14 protein-coding genes are annotated in these 17,974 nt (G+C 41.0%); 8 read left to right on the top strand and 6 right to left on the bottom strand.

Annotation, left to right across the window (positions count from 1 at the left end):
• Window positions 1-127: 127 nt before the first annotated feature.
• Both LEP1GSC192_RS08200 and LEP1GSC192_RS08195 read right to left on the bottom strand, forming a co-directional pair.
• Complete coding sequence (locus tag LEP1GSC192_RS08200; RefSeq protein WP_020769666.1) at window positions 128-1,057, bottom strand: hypothetical protein; 930 nt, start codon at window positions 1,055-1,057, stop codon at window positions 128-130.
• Window positions 1,054-4,239, bottom strand: a complete 3,186-nt coding sequence (locus tag LEP1GSC192_RS08195; protein WP_020769541.1) for a SpoIIE family protein phosphatase — start codon at window positions 4,237-4,239, stop codon at window positions 1,054-1,056. Before LEP1GSC192_RS08195 ends, LEP1GSC192_RS08200 begins: the two co-directional genes overlap by 4 nt.
• Window positions 4,240-4,424: 185 nt before the next feature.
• On the opposite strand from LEP1GSC192_RS08195, the gene LEP1GSC192_RS08190 reads away from it, so the two are divergent.
• Window positions 4,425-5,735, top strand: coding sequence for a dicarboxylate/amino acid:cation symporter (locus LEP1GSC192_RS08190; protein WP_020769687.1), 1,311 nt, complete (start codon window positions 4,425-4,427; stop codon window positions 5,733-5,735).
• A gap of 8 nt (window positions 5,736-5,743) precedes the next feature.
• Window positions 5,744-7,033 (top strand): MATE family efflux transporter, encoded by a 1,290-nt coding sequence (locus tag LEP1GSC192_RS08185; protein ID WP_157186899.1) that lies wholly within the window; start codon window positions 5,744-5,746, stop codon window positions 7,031-7,033.
• Between the two features lie 15 nt (window positions 7,034-7,048).
• Here LEP1GSC192_RS08185 and LEP1GSC192_RS08180 read toward each other — a convergent pair whose 3' ends face one another.
• Together LEP1GSC192_RS08180 and LEP1GSC192_RS08175 are read right to left on the bottom strand one after the other, a co-directional pair.
• Entirely contained in the window at window positions 7,049-8,494 is a 1,446-nt protein-coding gene (locus tag LEP1GSC192_RS08180; RefSeq protein ID WP_020769761.1) for a hypothetical protein, read from the bottom strand.
• Window positions 8,491-9,435: a site-2 protease family protein gene (locus LEP1GSC192_RS08175; protein WP_020769869.1), complete on the bottom strand. Its 945-nt coding sequence runs from the start codon at window positions 9,433-9,435 to the stop codon at window positions 8,491-8,493. The genes LEP1GSC192_RS08180 and LEP1GSC192_RS08175 overlap by 4 nt, the downstream gene beginning before the upstream one ends.
• A 184-nt stretch (window positions 9,436-9,619) precedes the next feature.
• On the opposite strand from LEP1GSC192_RS08175, the gene cysE reads away from it, so the two are divergent.
• A complete protein-coding gene (gene cysE, locus LEP1GSC192_RS08170) occupies window positions 9,620-10,333 on the top strand; it encodes a serine O-acetyltransferase (protein WP_020769885.1) in 714 nt (237 codons plus the stop codon).
• Window positions 10,334-10,419: 86 nt separating this feature from the next.
• Window positions 10,420-10,686: a hypothetical protein gene (locus LEP1GSC192_RS08165; RefSeq protein ID WP_020769523.1), complete on the top strand. Its 267-nt coding sequence runs from the start codon at window positions 10,420-10,422 to the stop codon at window positions 10,684-10,686.
• An 87-nt stretch (window positions 10,687-10,773) separates the two neighbouring features.
• On the opposite strand, the gene LEP1GSC192_RS08160 is transcribed toward LEP1GSC192_RS08165, so the two are convergent.
• A complete protein-coding gene (locus LEP1GSC192_RS08160) occupies window positions 10,774-11,676 on the bottom strand; it encodes a septal ring lytic transglycosylase RlpA family protein (protein WP_020769575.1) in 903 nt (300 codons plus the stop codon).
• 103 nt (window positions 11,677-11,779) lie between these two features.
• Between LEP1GSC192_RS08160 and LEP1GSC192_RS08155 the strand changes: the two genes are divergently transcribed.
• Both LEP1GSC192_RS08155 and LEP1GSC192_RS08150 read left to right on the top strand, forming a co-directional pair.
• Window positions 11,780-12,688 carry a lipopolysaccharide assembly protein LapB gene (locus LEP1GSC192_RS08155; RefSeq protein WP_036089443.1) on the top strand — a complete coding sequence of 303 codons (909 nt, stop codon included), beginning with the start codon at window positions 11,780-11,782 and terminating at the stop codon, window positions 12,686-12,688.
• Window positions 12,689-12,767: 79 nt separating this feature from the next.
• Window positions 12,768-13,658 (top strand): lipopolysaccharide assembly protein LapB, encoded by an 891-nt coding sequence (locus LEP1GSC192_RS08150; RefSeq protein ID WP_232420989.1) that lies wholly within the window; start codon window positions 12,768-12,770, stop codon window positions 13,656-13,658.
• A gap of 45 nt (window positions 13,659-13,703) precedes the next feature.
• On the opposite strand, the gene folP is transcribed toward LEP1GSC192_RS08150, so the two are convergent.
• Window positions 13,704-14,597 carry a dihydropteroate synthase gene (gene folP, locus LEP1GSC192_RS08145; RefSeq protein ID WP_369750083.1) on the bottom strand — a complete coding sequence of 298 codons (894 nt, stop codon included), beginning with the start codon at window positions 14,595-14,597 and terminating at the stop codon, window positions 13,704-13,706.
• Between the two features lie 51 nt (window positions 14,598-14,648).
• On the opposite strand from folP, the gene LEP1GSC192_RS08140 reads away from it, so the two are divergent.
• Both LEP1GSC192_RS08140 and LEP1GSC192_RS08135 read left to right on the top strand, forming a co-directional pair.
• A complete protein-coding gene (locus LEP1GSC192_RS08140) occupies window positions 14,649-16,727 on the top strand; it encodes an OmpA family protein (protein WP_081603580.1) in 2,079 nt (692 codons plus the stop codon).
• 89 nt (window positions 16,728-16,816) lie between these two features.
• Window positions 16,817-17,971 (top strand): DUF1577 domain-containing protein, encoded by a 1,155-nt coding sequence (locus LEP1GSC192_RS08135; protein WP_020769842.1) that lies wholly within the window; start codon window positions 16,817-16,819, stop codon window positions 17,969-17,971.
• Window positions 17,972-17,974: the final 3 nt, after the last annotated feature.

The raw sequence follows: 17,974 nt of genomic DNA, 5'->3' as shown, positions 1-17,974 counted from the left end.
TTTGGCTCATCGAGACAAGCTCTTATAAATGGATTATATTAAAGCCGGAACCGATCAGATCAAATCAAAAAAGATATTCGTTTAGAATTCACTATTTTGTATAACGAATGCAATATAAAAAGCAAGCTTAAAGTTTCTCAATCTCTTGGATTTTCATAAAGGAAGTCGGAGGATAAACACCGTATGCTCCTGGTTCCACCCAACCTTGCAGGATCTTATTCCAATCCTTTCTCTGAACCTGATTCAAAATTTTAAAAATTTGTTCAGTATTCAATATTTCGGATGAAGAAGCTACCTGCTTTAGAAATGATTTATAACCTTCGTAGCCCAGTTCTTTGTGAAGGATAAACTGAGTGCGGACCGACTTGGAATAGAACCAAGGCCCTAAACTAGGATTGGAAAGATGAAAGTCTTTAGAAAGAGGCGGATCGTTTTTGGGAATTGTTTCGGCAAGACTCCATTCTTCCGTTACGGATTGGAGTTCATCCGCATCCAGTTTCAGATAACCTCTTTTGGACAAAAGGTAGGGAAGATAGGAAACGATCCCTTCGCTTAACCAGGAAGGTTCTGTAAAATAATAATGCCCCAACTCATGTAAAAGTAATGCGGGATAACCGGGTGGCACCAGGCCCAATTCCATAAAAATCCCTAGTTCTTTTCCCAATTCTCCGGATACATTATTATATCCTCCAACTCGAGTCCCATTCAGAAACACCGTATCTTTTAAAATCAATCGTATCTTATCTTTTTCCGAAGAAGGAAGAGTTTTAAATATTGGCGAAGAAGCCTGATGGAACGAAATCCCAAGATACGACTCATAAGCATCCAGGATCTTTTTTGTTTTATCGGAAGCGTACTTATCCCACTCTTTCAACTCGGTCTCGTTTCTAACGGAGAGTTTAATATCTCCTCCTTTTAATCTAAAGGAGAAGTTTGATTCGTTTACTTTGGTTGACTTCTTACTTTGAGAAAGTAGAGGAATAACAAAAAGGAAAAATGCGGAAAGTATCCCGATCCGCGTCCAAAAAGCGAAGTTTAGTAAGAAACCGTTTATCAACGATCTCTCTCTATCAAACGTATCAGTTTATGAGCGTTCTCGTTCCCGGGTTCTTTTTGTAATACTTTTCGAGCATATTCTTCCGCTTTATCGTACATTTCCATAAGTCGATAAATATCGGATAGATTGATCGTATTGGAAATATTATTAGGATCGATTTCCAAAAGTTTCAAACTTGCTGCCAAAGCCTGGTCGTATTTACCCATCTTTTTATTCGCGATAGATAGATAGAACCAATACTCGTGAAGATCCGGATCCGTTCCTAGGTAGTTATTCAGAACTTCTACCGCAGTATTATAGTCTTTACCTTTAAAACTCAGAAGTCCCAAAAGTTTGTTTAACCTTTGGTTAGCGCTATCATGCATATAACCTGTCTTCAGAAGTTCTAATGCTTCCTCCAAACGTCCCGTTTTGTACATCTTCTTAGCATCTTCGTAAACCGAATCGGTATTTAAAGCCTTGTCGATATGATCCGTCGATTCGAAAATTTCTTCGATCTCGTCGTTTTTAGGTTCCCCTTGGAACTCTATCTTAAGAAGGGAAAGGTCGTCTGTGAGCTCACCGGTTCTACGGATTTCCGTTTCTATATCTTCGAGATTTGCTTTTGCATTTTCTACATGGCGAAGGAACAACATCTCATCTTCATTGATGGTCCGGATCGTCTCTTCAGGAGTTAGATCAACATCGTCCCTACCGTCCGAGCCAAGGATGATAATATCACCTTTTTTAAGTTGGAAACTTCTTACCTTAAATTCGAATTCAGAATCCAGACCTAATTTTCTAAGGGTGAGTCCGTCCTCGATAAAGCTAGCTTTACCATCTCTATATAATACGGAGTAAGGGTGTTCTGCGTTGAAATACCAACACTTTCCGGTTTCATCTTCTATTAGATAGAGTGATGCAGAGATTACCATAGATCCATTGAAAGATTTGAAGACAGCGTGGATCTCATTGTAAATTTCAGTCAGCCATTGTTCAGGGGTTACATCTAGAATTCTGTTATTTGCGGCTGAACGCGCGAGGATGGAGTTCATCACAACCCCCATCACCAAAGCCCCACCGGCACCTTGCATGGATTTACCCATGGCATCGCCATTCATAGAAACAGTATAACGTTTAAATGAATCGGGACGCCCTAGTCTAAGATTTCCGGTGACACAAATATCTCCCCCTAAGTCGGAATGTTTTCCCCTGAACTCGAATTGTTTCTTTTGGCGGATAATAAAATCCGTAGAAACCAATTTAGATTTATTCGCGTTATAAAAGAGAGGTTTTGCTAATAAGGAAGTTAAGAAATAGTCCCCGTCCTGTTGCACCTTGAGACGCTGGACTTCCTCCATCTTCTCTTGGACTTCTCTAGTTCTTTCACGGACTTTTTCTTCCAGATTTTCGGCGTAGTCTTGGAGCTCTCTTCTGGCTTGTTTGATAGAAGAAACAATCGCGTTGAATGAATCCGCCAAGAATCCGATCTCATCCCGTACCTTAACCGGAACTACTACATCCAGATCTCCCTTGTTTACTTTTTCCACCCCGGAAAGAAGACTATTCAAAGGATCCACTAAACTGTTCTTAAAGAAAAGAGGGAATAACGCGAGAACGATAAAGATCACCGCCAACAAAATACCGGTTTGTTTCACCGCTGTCGGATGCATGAAGTCCCTATACAATCTATAAGAGAACCCAACCTCGCTCATTTGTTGTTTCTCAGGTTGGAATTTCATGAAAGCAACGTAATGCCCTGTTCCATCCTTACTTCTTCTGTAGTGACGTGTCTCGCTCGGTTTAAAATACCTGAAATATCGTAGAACTTCGGACCGGATCTGGGATTGGTCTAATTCTTTTCCATCCCAAAGACAATCTTCGGACCAATGGGAGAAAATTTCGTCCTTAAAACCGAACTCCGAATCTCCCAAACCCTTCACAAAGTCTCTTCCCTTCTTGCAGAAAGATCCTCCTACGATCGCTTCTAATCGATTTGTAGAAACGAACGCACGCTTGTTCCATTGTTCTGCATTTTCTAAAATGAGTTTTTTAAGTTCTGCATCGGAGAGGTCTTGTTTTTCCTCCAATAACTTTTGGATAAAACGTTTATAACCGCCGAAGTACGTATGGCTTCTGTCCAGAATGGAATTTAAGGAATTTCTAAACCCTTCCTCTTTTAAATTTCGGATCTCCTCATAAGTGGTGATATTTTGTAGGTCTGCCTCTATCTGTTTGAGATCCAATTCCTTATTGGGATCATATTCAGAAGAATTTAAACTTTCCTTGGAGTCATCCCAATGGAAAGCATACTCTATATCTCCCGATTTGACCCCGTTCTCCAAAGCCCTTTCGATATTCACCATACGCAAACTATCGTATTCTGCGTCTTTTTCCTGACTGGAGATATACACCAAAGCCTGCATGATCAAACAGATCGTAAAGAGTGTGATCCCTACGATCTTAACCATGAAGGTAGTACGTTCCGCACTATTATTGATAAATGCAATAACTAAGAAAGAAAATGCAGTCAAGAAGAGGATGACGTTCGAAGTCATGTAAGTGGACCGCTCCATCACCCCGTCTCGGCTGAGAATATTCGAAATATTCGGATAGATTGCTGCGATCAAGAACCCTATAGTGAACATAAAAAGGGCGATCCTTCTCTTGTCCTTGGTAATCACAACTCTCCAAGCAGGAACGATGACAAAACCTACGATCGAGAAGATTCCGATCACCACTGCAAGATAGCGGCTAGCATCGAATGCGTTAAAATCCCAATGATGTGCAGTGAAGTGATAGATCTTTTCGGAAATATAGGTGAAGTAAATAAATAAGCTTACAGTGATCGCAGCAACCGAATGTTCTACGATCAAAACCCATCTTGCTATACGTTGGTTGCTATTTCCCGGAAACCTAAGTAAGAATTGAGTGAAATGAGCTATAGAAAAAAGAATAAACCCGCCGGTCATCCAACGATGGTACGCTGCAATGGGATGGTATAAGAAGGCTGCTAAAAAGTATCCGGTCTCAAATACACCTAATAGAATGAAGCCGATCCCAAGTTGAGTGGTGGCAATCGTCCTATTCTTTAAGGTAAGAAAGAAAATCCCGAGGAATATGGTGGTCAAAGTGACCAATAAACTTCCAAACGAATAATAATTAAAAAGGACTAGGTCCCAAGAAATCGGATTTAACCCCATAAACTCCTGTAGGCACTCGAACGCCGATGATCGAAACTGACTTCAAACCGAATCTTTTATTTTTAGTTTACCGGTTCCGGAATACATCTTCAGAATCGGTAAAAAATCGGCTAAAGCCTTCACTATCATTTTGAAAAGGGAAAAATCAATAGAAAAATAAGAATGCGACTCCTATTCTGTCGAGTATGTCCGTTGAGCCGAACCGAAACCTTCCGAATGTTATTCGATTTCTTCCTTTAGAGAAACTCTGGTTCAGAGTTTTGTTAGGTTTGGTATCCGGACTTTTAACGGGCCTTTATCTAAGTCCGGAAAATTCCTTAGTAACCATAGAATATTCGACGCCTATCGTTTCTTGGTTAGGGCTTCCGGGCCATTTTTTCCTGATCTTATTGCAGATCATCATGATCCCTTTAGTCTTTTGCTCCATTGTACTAGGGATACATGCCGGTGAAACACTCGAGAATCTGAAAAGTTTCGGATTAAAGGCGTTCTTATACTTCGTATTTACCACGATATTAGCGGTCTCGATCGGATTGGTCTTAGCAAGTACGATCAAGCCCGGAAGTTTTGTTGATCCTGCCGGTATCCCGCGAGTGCAGGTCCCGAGCAAAGTTTCCGAAACCTCGGACAGTGTTTCAATAGAGAAGGTCCCAGAGTTAATACTCTCAGTCCTTCCTAGAAACCCATTCCAAACATTTGCAAACGGAGATATGTTAGGAGTAGTTTTATTAGCTCTTTTGGTTGGTATTGCTATCCTTTCTATAGAACAGCAAAGTACTGTGTACGTTCTTCCCGTATTCCAAGCGATATTTAAGACCAGTATGGTATTCGTTCAATGGGCCATGAAGATCGCACCTTTTGCAGTCTTCGGACTAATTGCGCAGATCACCGCAAAAATAGGTCTGAAAGTTTTATTAAGTTTGGGAGTTTATTTTATCACTGTGCTTGGCGGCTTAACCATAATGCTCTTCATGTATTCGATCATACTTGCACTTGTGGCAAGAAAGAGCCCTATTTGGTTTTTGAAGCAAGCAGGCGAGGTACAACTGCTCGCGTTCTCCACTTCTAGTTCTGCCGCTGTTCTTCCTTTTTCCTTAAAAACCGGAATAGAGAAGATGGGCGTTTCCCGAAAGATCGCAGAGTTTATTCTTCCTTTGGGAGCCACGGTGAATATGGACGGAACTGCACTTTACCAAGCAGTCGCCACGGTATTTTTATCACAGGTTTATGGGATAGAATTAACGGCAACAAACCTTGCATTCGTACTCATCGCAACCGTAGTAGCTTCGATCGGAACTCCAAGCACTCCCGGACTTGGTATCGTGATCCTTGCATCTATTTTGGCAGGTGTCGGAGTTCCAACCGAGGGGATCGGTATTATCTTGGGAGTGGATCGTATCTTGGATATGTGTAGGACCACCGTCAATGTAACCGGCGATTTAGTTGCCTGCAATGTTTTCCAAAGTATAGATGATAGAAAACGACAGGGTATTTGATTCTACTTTTGGAAAAAAAATTTCTCACCCTAACTTTCTTTAATATAATCGCGAACCTGACTGTACCACTGACTAGCTTTGCCGATGTTGCAGTGCTTGGTCAATTGGAATCACACACATTCGTAGCCGGAGTGGCATTATCCAACATACTATTCGATTATTTGTTCTGGGGATTTTCCTTTTTGAGAATGAGCACGACTGGACTTACAGCTCAAGCAGAAGGAAATGAAAATTACAAAGAATCCTTTCAGATACTTTTAAGATCCCTTTTATTAGGTGTCGGGATCGGTATTTTAATACTACTCGCAAGCACTTATTTAGAAAAGTTCGGATTTTCAGTTTTAGAAGGGGAGAAGGAAGTAAAATCCGCAGGTGGAGAATATTTCAAGGCCAGGATCATCAGTGCCCCCGCAACTCTTAGCAATTTCGTACTCACAGGATGGTTCTTAGGAAGATCCAAAAGTGCTACTGTTCTGGTTGCAACAGTCATCGCTAATGTCGTCAATATAGGACTGAATATCTGGTTTATTCTATTTTTAGATTGGAATGCGTATGGCGCAGGGATCGCGACTTCTATCAGTCAATACTTAATGTCAGCGTTCTTTATTGTATTATTATTCAAGGAGAAGGACCGCTTTTTCCAAATCTACCGTGAGATCCGGATCTTTTCTGTTAAAGGGTATACTTCTCTTCTCTCCTTGAATTCGGATATCATGATCCGGACCTTACTTTTGATTACAACATTCAGTTTGTTTAGAAATTACAGCTCCAGCTTAGGCTCCGAGACCTTGGCTGCAAATGCGATTCTTCATCAATTGATCTTGATTGGAGCATTCTGGATAGATGGTGCTGCTATCGCAATGGAGACTGTCGCAGGAAATTTAAAAGGAAATAATAACTCCGAAGGTTTAAGAAAGATCTTAAAGATGGCCCTCGTCTCCGGATTCGGGATCTCTTTGTTTTTTTGTATTCTGATCCTTCTTCCTTCAGAATTCTTATTCGAATTATTCAGTAAATCTAAACCTGTTGTCGCTCTTGCAAAAGAATACGGTTATTGGATAACGCCAATATTGCTCTTCGGGTCATTTGCATTCATATTCGACGGTTTTTTCTTAGGGATCTCGGAAGGTAAGATTCTTCGAAATTCAATGATCATCAGTTCCATTTTGTTTTTCTTTCCGATCGCTTACTGGGGAAAGATCCAAAACAATAATCATATACTTTGGCTTTCCCTCTCCTCCTATATGTTAGGAAGAGCGATAACACTCGGAGTTGTTGCTTACAAAAAATTTTTTTAATCCGCCAAGAATCCTTCAGTTAGAAGAAAGATCCGTTCCTTTAGGAAGAAGTGTAACTTCTATCTCCGCAGGAATTGGTTTCCAAATTTCGGAATCCTTCGCCTTGAATAAAATGGGAGAAGGTAAAGCGGCCCAAGCCTCGCTGCGATATAGATCCACCATATCTTCTCCTTTTTGGTAAGCACGAGATGATTCGATCTTCTCCGGTTTTACACTTGCTAATGGCACCCAACCGAAACTTGGAATATATATATCCAAGGTATCTCTGAAAGAAGGGTTCGAAGATCCGGAAAATACCAAACTCCGGACAGGGCGAACAGGCAAACCTGAGTCTAATAGAGATTTTTTCAGACTATCCCAATCGGAGCGGAACAATCTTGCATCGAAAATTTTATCTAAGAAAAAATTCCCCGCTTTCTCTTTTACGGAAACACGATTTTTGGTGAACGCCGCGAGGTCGGTAGGGATCTCCTCCTTTTTCTTGAGAAAGTCGTCCAGGACGTAATATCTAACATTAGTCGTTCTTGCTTCGAAATGGTATTCTAAGGTTTGCGGACCTTTCGGGTCGTCTATTCCTAATTTTTTAGAAAGAGCACGGACTCCCATTACCATATCGCCTTTAAATTTAGGGTCCTTGGTTTTTAGATTTCGTATCCTTTGGTGTTCCGTGGTGGGAGGAGGAAGAAGTCCCAAAACTCCACCTATTAGAGTCGTCTCATCCAGAGAATATTTGATCTTTACGTTGATAAGATAAGTCGCCTCGCCGGAAGCAAGAAATCGATCCGTTTCCACAAAGGAGATCTTTTTGACTTCTCGCGTAGTTCTATCGACGACGTAAATCCTGCTTCCTAGGATTGCGATTCCTCTAATGTCTTTAGAAGGAGAACGAATAGAACCGGTGATCTTACCGCTAGTAGGATCATATCTATAAACGTTTCCATCGGAAGAATCCGTGATCCAAAGACTGTCTCTTGCAAAACAAATATCTTTCGGTTCGGACCTATCGGTTAAGAAACCGCCGAAAAAACTTTGGGTTCCCTTATCATACACGGAGACCTTTCCGGTGTCCGAATCGAGAATATACAGATAATTTTGGAAGTTTGCAATCCCACCTATCTTATCAATCGGGACCTGTATCCGTTCCGTAACTCCACCTGTGTTCGGCTCTACTTTTAGAATGACCCTTTTACTCGCTACGAAAAGTTTCCCTTCTCTCGGATCGAAATTTAAGCCGGCAATGAACGGAATACCTAAATTAAAAGCTTCTTGCCTACCGCTTGGATCCACACGAATGATCGCTCTCCTTTTACTATCGGCGAACCAAAAATTCGTTCCGTCATAGGAAAGGCCGTATGGATTCTCGGTCAATTGTATGTCTACGTCACCTTCTTCTTGTGAATGGATAGAAAGAGAGATGATCAGCAAGAGTAGGATGAAAATTTGAACGATCAATTTTCTCATTTTGCAAATACTTCGAGTAGAAAATTCCAGAGATCCTCTCCTAGACTGGTCTTAGCCCCGGAAGAGGATACGACAGTGATTGGAGAAACCGGAAAAATAAGCAGGAAGGATAATAACATACCCCAGCCAAATATCTTTCTAAATTTGCCGATTGGATAAGGAGCATCCGGGACAAAAGGATGTTCTACTCGGATAAAGTAATAGATGAGCAATCCCCATAAGATCCACGAATAATTCCAAAATGAGAGTAAAAGAAATCCGGAAAACAGATAATAGATCCACTTTCTGTAACCTTCTCCCGCTAAGGAATAGATAACATGTCCACCGTCCAATTGACCGAAAGGTAAAAGATTTAATGCAGTTATCAGAAGTCCGACCCAACCGGCAAAGGCCAAAGGAGTATATTCTACAGTAAATAGAGAAGGATCAAAAGGACCTAATATTTTCTGGGATAAAACGTATGTAAAAATGCTGTCTCCAAAATGGATGTCCATGAGTCCCGGGTGAGCTTGTAAGATTGTAGTTCTTTCCGCCAGAGAAACTAATTGAGAATTATATAATCCGATCACAAGACATGGTATCGAAAGAACAAGACTCATAGCGGGTCCCCAGATCCCAATATCGAATAATTGGATTTTATTGGCGATCGGATCTTTGATACGGATCACAGCACCCATTGTGCCTACGGGAGAAAATGGAACCGGCAAAAAATACGGTAGAGTTGTCTTGATCCCATAATATCTGGCGGCGAAGTAATGCCCCATCTCATGACAAAAAAGAATTCCAAGAAGAGAAAAAGAATAGGGAATCCTGATCCGAAAGATTTCCGATATTGTCGCCGAGTTTAAATATGGGATCTTGAATATATCATCCTGAAATGTTAAGGTGAAAAAAGTAAGAACGAAAAGAAGTACATTCCATCCGTAAGTCGGTCTGTTCAATTTTTTATACCCTTTCCCCGTAGAATCCGACTCAAGTCCTCTCTCAAAATGATTCCTCCTTTACATATCGAACTATAAATTCAGGCTTATTCATAACGAAATATAACATTATTCTTCTATCGACTGTCTATCTATCGATCAGCTAGTTTTTAAGACGGATCAAAAGAAGAACCGGGATAAACATTTGTTCGAGAACATCAAAGCGATTAAAAAAAACGACCCTGCCGCCAAATCCTATTTAGAGGTTATTTTATGTTATCCGGGGTTACACGCGCTTTGGTTCCACTCCCTGGCTCATTTTTTATATAGGATCAAAGTTCCCTTATTTCCCAGAATGATCAATACTTTCGCTCGATTTTTGACCGGAGTCGATATCCATCCTGGTGCAAAAATTGAACCTGGGATCTTTATAGATCATGGTCAAGGTGTGGTCATAGGAGAAACCGCAGAAATAGCAAAAGGTTGTTTGATCCTGCAAGGTGTAACTTTGGGCGGAACCGGTAAAGAAAGCGGCAAAAGACACCCGACGTTAAAAGAGAATGTGGTCGTGGGAGCCGGAGCAAAAATTTTAGGAAACATAGTAATAGAACATAATGTTCGGATTGGCGCCGGTTCTGTCGTACTGAGAGATGTTCCGGCTGACTGTACTGTTGTCGGAGTTCCTGGAAAAGTAGTCCGTTCCAAAGTTGATTTCGGAAAAGAGGGAGAAAGAATGCTGGATCATGGGGAACTTCCGGACCCTGTCGCAAGGGTTTTTTCCATTCTGGTCGAAAAGATAGATACTTTGCAGAGAGAAGTAAACGAACTGTACGCAAAATCCAATCTGAAAGAGAAAAAATCCTCTGCAAAAGACCGAGACAACGAACTGAACGAATTCATTCATGGCGACGGGATCTAATTTCCGGAAAGTTTTTTTTTGACAAACTGACTTTCTTCCGAATTCTTTGGGCTATATTCGTTAGCCGCTTTTGCGGTCGAGGGTTTATGAAGTCGAAAGTAAGGACTTTTTTTCTAGTTTGTTTTTCTACAATCCTACTATATTCCTTTTCAGATTGCGGGATCTTAGTGAACCATGAGGATCTTTGCTCTGATGATCTGAAAAGTTACGATGATTGTTTTACTATTCTTTTGATAGCGGATCCGGCTTGCGGACAAGGAACCGGTACCTGTCTTCCTGCTTACGTTCAGTTGGCGAAAACTCTATGTGCTAGCAGAATGAAATTAGAAGGTTGCAGGGCTCATAGGAATTAAAACTTTTTGGCTCCGGGGTCTAGAGCCAAACTATTCCCCGGAGAGGGGGGTCCTCCCCCTCTTCAAAACAGAGACCGAATGAGAGTTTTATTTTTTAGGAATAAAACAATCCACTCCATCTTCTTTTAATTTTGATTTTAGAAGATCCGCTTTTGCGCGATCCATAAAATCACCCATTTGAAGAACAAACATACCGTCTCTTTCAAATAAATATACTTTCTCGCCGTACTCCGCAGAAAGATTTTTTCTGTAATCCTCGGCAAGTCTGCTGTTTCTGAAAACTCCAACTTGGACAGTTTGTCCTTTTGGAGCTCCCTTCACTAGTGGAGCGGGAGTTACGGCCTTTTTAGGGGTGAGCCTTTCGGGCTTGTTCTCTTTCAGAAGAGCTTCTTCATCTTCCAGACCTTCCATATCTTCCGACTCTACTGCTCCACCTTTGCTAACTACGGTGAGACCAACTCTTGCAATTCCGACATCTTTGAATTCCAAATTCTCTGCCGCTTTTTCGGAAAGGTCGATGATCCGATCTTTTACGAAAGGCCCGCGATCGTTTACTTTTACTAAAACTTCTTTATCGTTTTCCAGGTTCTTAACTCGAACCACCGAACCTAAAGGAAGGCTTGGATGAGCTGCAGTTAGTTTGGTTTTGTCGAAAATTTCTCCGCTAGCAGTCGGCTTACCGTGAAATTTAGGACCATACCAGGAAGAATATCCAACCTCGTCGAATTCTCCCGTAGAACCTGATTGTTGTCTAGAAGGTGTAGTGGCTTTTACCGGTTTATTATCCGCGAGAAGATCATCTAATCCTCTGGAAGCGGAAGAGTTCTTAGCCAATACCAGATCTCTTTTGGACTCTTGGTCCATAGGAACGATTTCTTTTTCAAAAAATATTTCGGAAGGATCTCCGGACGCGCTGATACTTCTTCTAGTTTCAGAAGAAGCGCAAGCAGTGACTGTTATCAACGCGAAGATAGCGGCTATCTGTTTCATTTCGGACCTCTGTCTTTCTATGTTTTATTTTCGGAGGTTTTTACATTTTACCTGAAGTTTTTTTCAGGTTGTTTTCTTGGGAATTTTAGTCGATATTCCGGATATGACCGAGGCCGATATCAAACGTAAGTTCAACGAGGCTTTAAAACTCGAAAAAGACGGGAAAATCTCCCAGGCGGCCAAGATATATACTGAAATTTTGGGAATGAATCCCAAATTCCAAAAGGCTTATCTGAACCTAGGGGCACTTTACTCTCGCACCGGAGATTCTGAGAAAGCGATCAAAACCTACCAAAAGGCTCTCGAACTTGGAAAAACTACCGAGCTTTATTATAACCTGGGAGTGGAGCTTTATCGACTAGGAAGTTTGGATGCGGCAGTTAAGGCTCTTAAAAGTTCATTGGAGCTAAATAAAAAATATCTAAACTCTCATCTTCTCCTTGCTTACTGTTATAAACAACTAGATCGCCCGGACAAGTCGGAGTTATATCTAAAGAATGCGATCAAATTAGATCCTAAAAATAAAACAGCTTATGCAGCTCTAGCTACCATCTACTTTGATACTGAAAAATGGGAACAAGCTTTAGCGGCCGCGAACACTGCGATCCAGATCAATCCGAACGATCCAAGAATGGAAATCCTAATGACGGAGATCCATGTAAAACTTGGAAATTATAAACAATCATTCGAGACTCTTAAGAAAGTAACTACAACCGCCCAAGGATTCGTACAATTCAATGAATCCATCAAAGCGGCAAAACAAAAGCCGAAACCGGAAGAAAAAGTTTTCTTTGATAATCTGGAAGTGCTAACCAGAAAAAAATTGGATGAATTTAAGGATAAACTCACTCTTTCTAAAGAAAATCCTCAGGATTTCGAAGCTCCGGAAGCACAGGACGCGCTTGATCTTTCTCTTATGTATCTGTTTCATGGAGATACCGAGCGGGCCTTAAAGTATTTATTATATGCGCAGAAAAACCTACAGGAAAATCCCACTTCTGAAGCCGGTTAATCTTTTACTCTTATCTTTTCTTATATTCTTCTCTTGTTTATACCCGGTCAGAAACAACGAACTCATCGAAAACGATCCTATGTTTCTGTATCTCCCTGCAACCGATTACACAAGGGAGAAGGTTGACTCCGTAAAAAGTCCTTGGGAAGCGAAATCCCATAGGGGAAAAGCGATCCTTGCTCCAGACAAAAATAATCTCGGTCTTCTATTCGTAAGGTTCTCTCTAATCGACGATGCAGAAGAGGAATTTTTAAGTTCGCAAAAACTTCTTTCGAACAATCCTATACCTTCCCTAAATCTATTACGTTTATATTATCTAGTAGATGATATATCCGAAGCCAAAAAATTTCTGGAAACATTTCTAAAACAGTCCCCTCCGATCGAACGCAAAAAATTCGAGAACCTCCTAATCGAGGCCCAAAGGGAGGAAGAATTAGTCATCTTCCGAGATGCACTTTCTACCATTCCGGGCCAGGAAGTTTATGCCTGGGAAGGATTAGCGGAATATTTTTTCTCCAAACAGGAATGGTCTAAAAGTTATTACTATTTGGAGAAAATGCTACAGCAAAGTCCCTTTCATAAGAATGCAAGAGGCCTTACGTTAAAGATGGCCCATATTTTAGAAAAATGGGACGATGTTATAGTTTTCGGACTTAGCTTGAGTGGAACCGGCGAAAGAGTTCCGGAATTGGAATATTATATCGCTCATGCATATTACGAAAAGAGAAGATATTCGGAAGCGTTGGATTGGATCCAAAAAACTCCCGATTCCGAAAAAGAATCCTTGGTCTTTTTAGAATTATGGAAACTTTCCTTACTTTCCAAAAATCCTAAAGCCGATCTCTCTCCTCTACTTCCTTATTTTAGAAAATTAAGATCCAAGGGACTTCAATTCACTGAGGAAGAGTTTTTTCCTACGATGACTCCGGAAGGTAAGGAAACAATGGATAGAATCCGTTACGGACGATAAGAGTCTGTCCCAAAAGGTCCAGGCTCTTGAAGCCCGCGTTGCGGACTATAGATCGCTTCGCTCCTGAAGCCCGCGTTGCGGACTATAAACTCCGTGAGACATTTCCCAAGTTTTCTGTGCTAATATAAAAGATTTTGGAGAATGAGTTCTGATCATAGGAACTCCTTTTGACCAGAGATACGTCTCGGAAATCGCAGTAGGGACTATTCTATCCTCCACCGTTAAACCACCTAATGCATTTCCCAAAAAAGACTTTTTAGTAACCGAAACCATAAGGTTCGGAAATTCGGAAAGTATCTCGGTGATCTTAGAAAGAACTGCAAAACTTACCTTATAGTCCGGACTTAAAAAAAATCCCATACCGGGGTCTAAGATGAGTCGATCAGCTAGTCCTAAACTTTGGAAAGTTTTTGTCCTTTCCCTAAAAAATTCCAAAACCAAAGGCACAACTGTTTCCGGTTTTAGATCGGAAAACTCGGATGCCTTGATCGAATGATCCTGAGAAAACATGGCAACGTACTTTGCGGATTGTTTGCTTGCTTCTTTTAGCAAATCCAAACTTTCAGGATCTACAAAGCCTCTGATATTATTGATGTAATCCACACCTTCTTCTAATGCTTTTCGAATGACATAGGGTCGGAAAGTATCTACAGAGATGGAAACCTTCTCCCTTTTTAATTCGGAGATGATCTCTTTCATTCTATCCCATTCCACTTGCTCAGAAACGGGCTCCGCTTTAACGTTGGAAGATTGTGCCCCGATATCTATTACATCCGCACCTTCTTCCATTAGAGATTTTGCCTTAGCAAAAGCGAGATCTTGGCGTAGATATTTTCCCCCATCGGAAAAGGAGTCGCTAGTTATGTTCAAAACCCCGAATAAGATCGGTTTAGGAGGAAAAATTTCTCCCTGGATTCTGCTCGGAACGTCCGTTTCCATCTTAGTTTCCATCTTGATACTTGGGGTCTTTGTTCCGATACTAAATACAAGATGTTTTTTTACAATCAAGGAAAAGGACCCGATACAAAGCGAAATCATTTTCTAAGCTCCGTCCTTGCCGGAACTCTTCTGTTTTTTTTACTTTCCTGGAATGGATCCGCCCAACCTGTTCCTACACTCTTGGAAAGAAATTTCGGATCTCCCTTAAATACACAAAACGTAGAATACAATCCCATTATCAGTCCTGACGGAAGATACCTTATCTTCCAGTCCAATCGTCCAGGCGGAGAAGGAGAGATGGACATCTGGCTCTCCGAAAACGCAAACTACAAAAAAAGAGACGGGGAAGCTGATTGGAAGAAACCGGTTAACCTGAACCAAGACATCTGGGAGCAGAATAAAAAGGAACTTCCTGCGGGAGAAAAAAAATCCAAACTATTCAATACCGATAAATACGAAGGTGGGATCTCGATTCGATTCGATGAATTCGGCAACCCTGAGGAAATTTTTCTGACTTCTATCCGAAACGTAAAAGCGGACAGAGAAGGTTTTGACGCATTAGATATTTATTATACGAAACGAGACGAAAGAACGAAACGTTGGAGTGATTTAATCGGCGTCTCGGAGATTAATTCCAACTTTAATGAAAAGATGCCTGCTATTTCTCCCGATGGAAAATATCTGATCTTTTCCTCCGATCGTCCCGGCGGATATGGAGAATACGATCTGTGGGTAAGCTACAGAAATTTTTCCACAGGTGTTTGGTCCAGTCCTGTCAATTTAGGATCCGAGATCAATTCCAAGGCTAGTGAAATTCTTCCTTACATTCATCCGGATGGAGAACAGTTATATTTCTCTTCTAATAGAGAGAATGATCGCAAAAAGTTTTCCTTGTATCGGAACTTCTTAAATCTTCCAAGCACAGCCGATACGGAAGATGCAGAAGATAAACTTACGGTTTCTAAAACGAATCTTCCTTATCCCGTACCGGAAACCGGAAGTCTGGAAAAATTACCCTATCCTTTCAATTTGGAAACTCCGGAAGGGATTGATTCGGAAGGGATTTCTTTTGATCACGAGGGCCTTTGGGCTTACATTTCTTCCAATCGAAATGGAGGGCAGGGCCAGTACGATATCTATAGATTTCAGGTCCCTGAAAATTTAAGGAATTCCTACGATGTGTCCTTCCAAGGATTGGTCTTGGACGGCTCGGAAGCCACAATGATAGGCTTGGATGCAACGATTAAAATTTCGGATAGCGTAGGCCCTTCCAGAACCATTACTTCCAGAAGAATAGGCGGAGATCTTTCTAAAGGAAATCCGACTAATTTTAAAACCGTTTTAAAAACGGGAAGATTGTATAAGGTAGAAATCTCTTCCCCCGGATTTTATCCCACTGAGGACAAACTCGACTTACGCGGAAACGTAGAGAGAAATAAAAAAGTTTATAAAACTTACGTGCTTCTTCCTATCAAAGATGAAGAAAAAGGTAAGATCGTTAGCACAGGAGACGGTGATAAAGGAAAGGGACTTAATGTAGTAGTTGTAGATGCTACTACTAAAGAACCAATTGCTGGAGCGAGCGCTACAGTTTTTACTCCTAAGAATAGACAGGGAGAAATCTTAAAATACAACAGTTTGTCAAAAAATTTCCATATCGAGTTGATTCCCGACACTGATTTTGAGATCTTTGCAAAGGCTGAGAAATATATTTCCGAAAGTGTTAATATTTTGAAGAAAGATATTAAACCCGGATCAACAATTTCTATCGCATTAAGGAAAGATTCGGAAATCCCAGCTGTTTTAAGTACAAAACTCTATTTTGAATTCAATAAGACCGAGGTGACTGACGCACATCGCAAGCAACTCGATCTGATTGTGGACTATCTCAAGAAAAATCCGTCGGATAAAATAGAGATTGGGGGCCATACGGATAATATAGCTTCCAAAGAATATAATACTCGCTTAAGCGGGAACAGAGCGCGGAAAGTTTTTGACTACATTCGTAGTAAAGGGATCCAAGCTTCTAGGTTAAAAACCAGAGCATATTGGTATTCCAGACCCGACGAAGATAACTCTACCGAAGACGGAAGAGCGAAGAACAGGAGGGTCGACTTCCGCAAGCTATAAGAGCTTGTCCCTGACGGTCCAAGCTCTTGAAGCCCTAAAAGCGCAGTGATCCAAAAACTTAAGTTTTTGGGGCTATAACAGGAGAGCAGATGGAAGTCGAGTACCGATCTTACCTACAATCACCAAGAATATGGGATACGATCCGGGATCCTCAAAAAATCGGTTATATTCTGAAAGAGTACGTTCATAATAACGGGCTCTTTCTGAAAGAAAATCCCTTAAAACAAGAATTACAGATCCTACAAACTACTCCTGAAGGAAAAATTTTTCTCAGGATCGATCCGGAAACTTTGAATGAAGAAGGCGAGATCACTGTTTACAAAACTTTAAGTAAACACATGGAGATCGGCTTTCGAGTGGATTCGATCAATCATGAGGATGGCGTAGTTGTTTGTTCTCCCGAATATGTAAGGATCGCAAAGGACGGCCGTATTCTTCCGCGGATTGAAGGATTACAAGGCAAGGTCGTTGCTCATAGATTCCACATGTTAAAGAAAGAACAGGATTCCACCAAAGTTTTAGGAACCTCCGGCCAAATTCTTTTAACCGACTTACACAAGAACATTTTATCTGAATTTCCTTATTCTAGATTGGTATTTCCCTCGGGGAAAGAACTTAGCTTTGAGCAGGACTTAGCAAAACGTACAGGTAAAACCATCTTTGTAAAAGATGCGATCAGTATGGATCCTCTTTCCAAAGAAGAATCCAACGGTTTTAATATTCTTGATTTAAAGCAAGAATTGGAAGACGAGATGATCCTGGAAGATCGGACCAAAGTGTATCGCTCCGGAAAAATACAATCTTTTGCTGTCTATCCGATCTACTACAAAGATCCTTCCGGACCTAAACTCGTTGCTTTAGGTTATGCGGAGACTAAGGACAGAATTTTGGATCCGGCGATCCTGAAAAAATACGCCGAATTAGAAGACGTATTTAACGATAGGATAGAAGATTCTAACACGCTAGATGTCGATATCCGTCAGAACGTGATCAATGCTTCCGAGGGGGGAATTCTTTTGGAAGTAACCGAATCCCAGCTAGTCGAATCGTTTCTGCACAAACCTTTCTTTACAGCGGATATAACTTTTAAGATGCAAGCTCCACTGAGATTCGCATTTAAAATCCGACATATTTCTCAAGTAGGGGAAATTTACCTAGTCGGTGCAGAAATAGTTGGCTCCAATGATGCCAAGACGAATATGACTCTATTAAAGAAGAATTTAAGCTTCATTAAGAGCGTCTAAGAG

Source organism: Leptospira sp. B5-022, from assembly GCF_000347035.1.
Classification (GTDB): Bacteria; Spirochaetota; Leptospiria; order Leptospirales; family Leptospiraceae; genus Leptospira_B; species Leptospira_B cinconiae.
The sequence above is the reverse complement of the archived record's forward strand: the minus strand, read 5'-3'. Positions and strand labels throughout refer to the sequence as shown.

Coding starts and splice junctions, on each gene's coding strand:
- LEP1GSC192_RS08155 (WP_036089443.1), top strand. CDS start 11,780: ATGACCGAGGCCGATATCAAACGTAAGTTCAACGAGGCTTTAAAACTC.
- folP (WP_369750083.1), bottom strand. CDS start 14,597: ATGGAAACGGACGTTCCGAGCAGAATCCAGGGAGAAATTTTTCCTCCT.
- LEP1GSC192_RS08180 (WP_020769761.1), bottom strand. CDS start 8,494: ATGAGAAAATTGATCGTTCAAATTTTCATCCTACTCTTGCTGATCATC.
- LEP1GSC192_RS08190 (WP_020769687.1), top strand. CDS start 4,425: ATGTCCGTTGAGCCGAACCGAAACCTTCCGAATGTTATTCGATTTCTT.
- LEP1GSC192_RS08165 (WP_020769523.1), top strand. CDS start 10,420: ATGAAGTCGAAAGTAAGGACTTTTTTTCTAGTTTGTTTTTCTACAATC.
- LEP1GSC192_RS08140 (WP_081603580.1), top strand. CDS start 14,649: ATGTTTTTTTACAATCAAGGAAAAGGACCCGATACAAAGCGAAATCAT.
- LEP1GSC192_RS08195 (WP_020769541.1), bottom strand. CDS start 4,239: ATGGGGTTAAATCCGATTTCTTGGGACCTAGTCCTTTTTAATTATTAT.
- LEP1GSC192_RS08160 (WP_020769575.1), bottom strand. CDS start 11,676: ATGAAACAGATAGCCGCTATCTTCGCGTTGATAACAGTCACTGCTTGC.
- LEP1GSC192_RS08150 (WP_232420989.1), top strand. CDS start 12,768: ATGTTTCTGTATCTCCCTGCAACCGATTACACAAGGGAGAAGGTTGAC.
- LEP1GSC192_RS08135 (WP_020769842.1), top strand. CDS start 16,817: ATGGAAGTCGAGTACCGATCTTACCTACAATCACCAAGAATATGGGAT.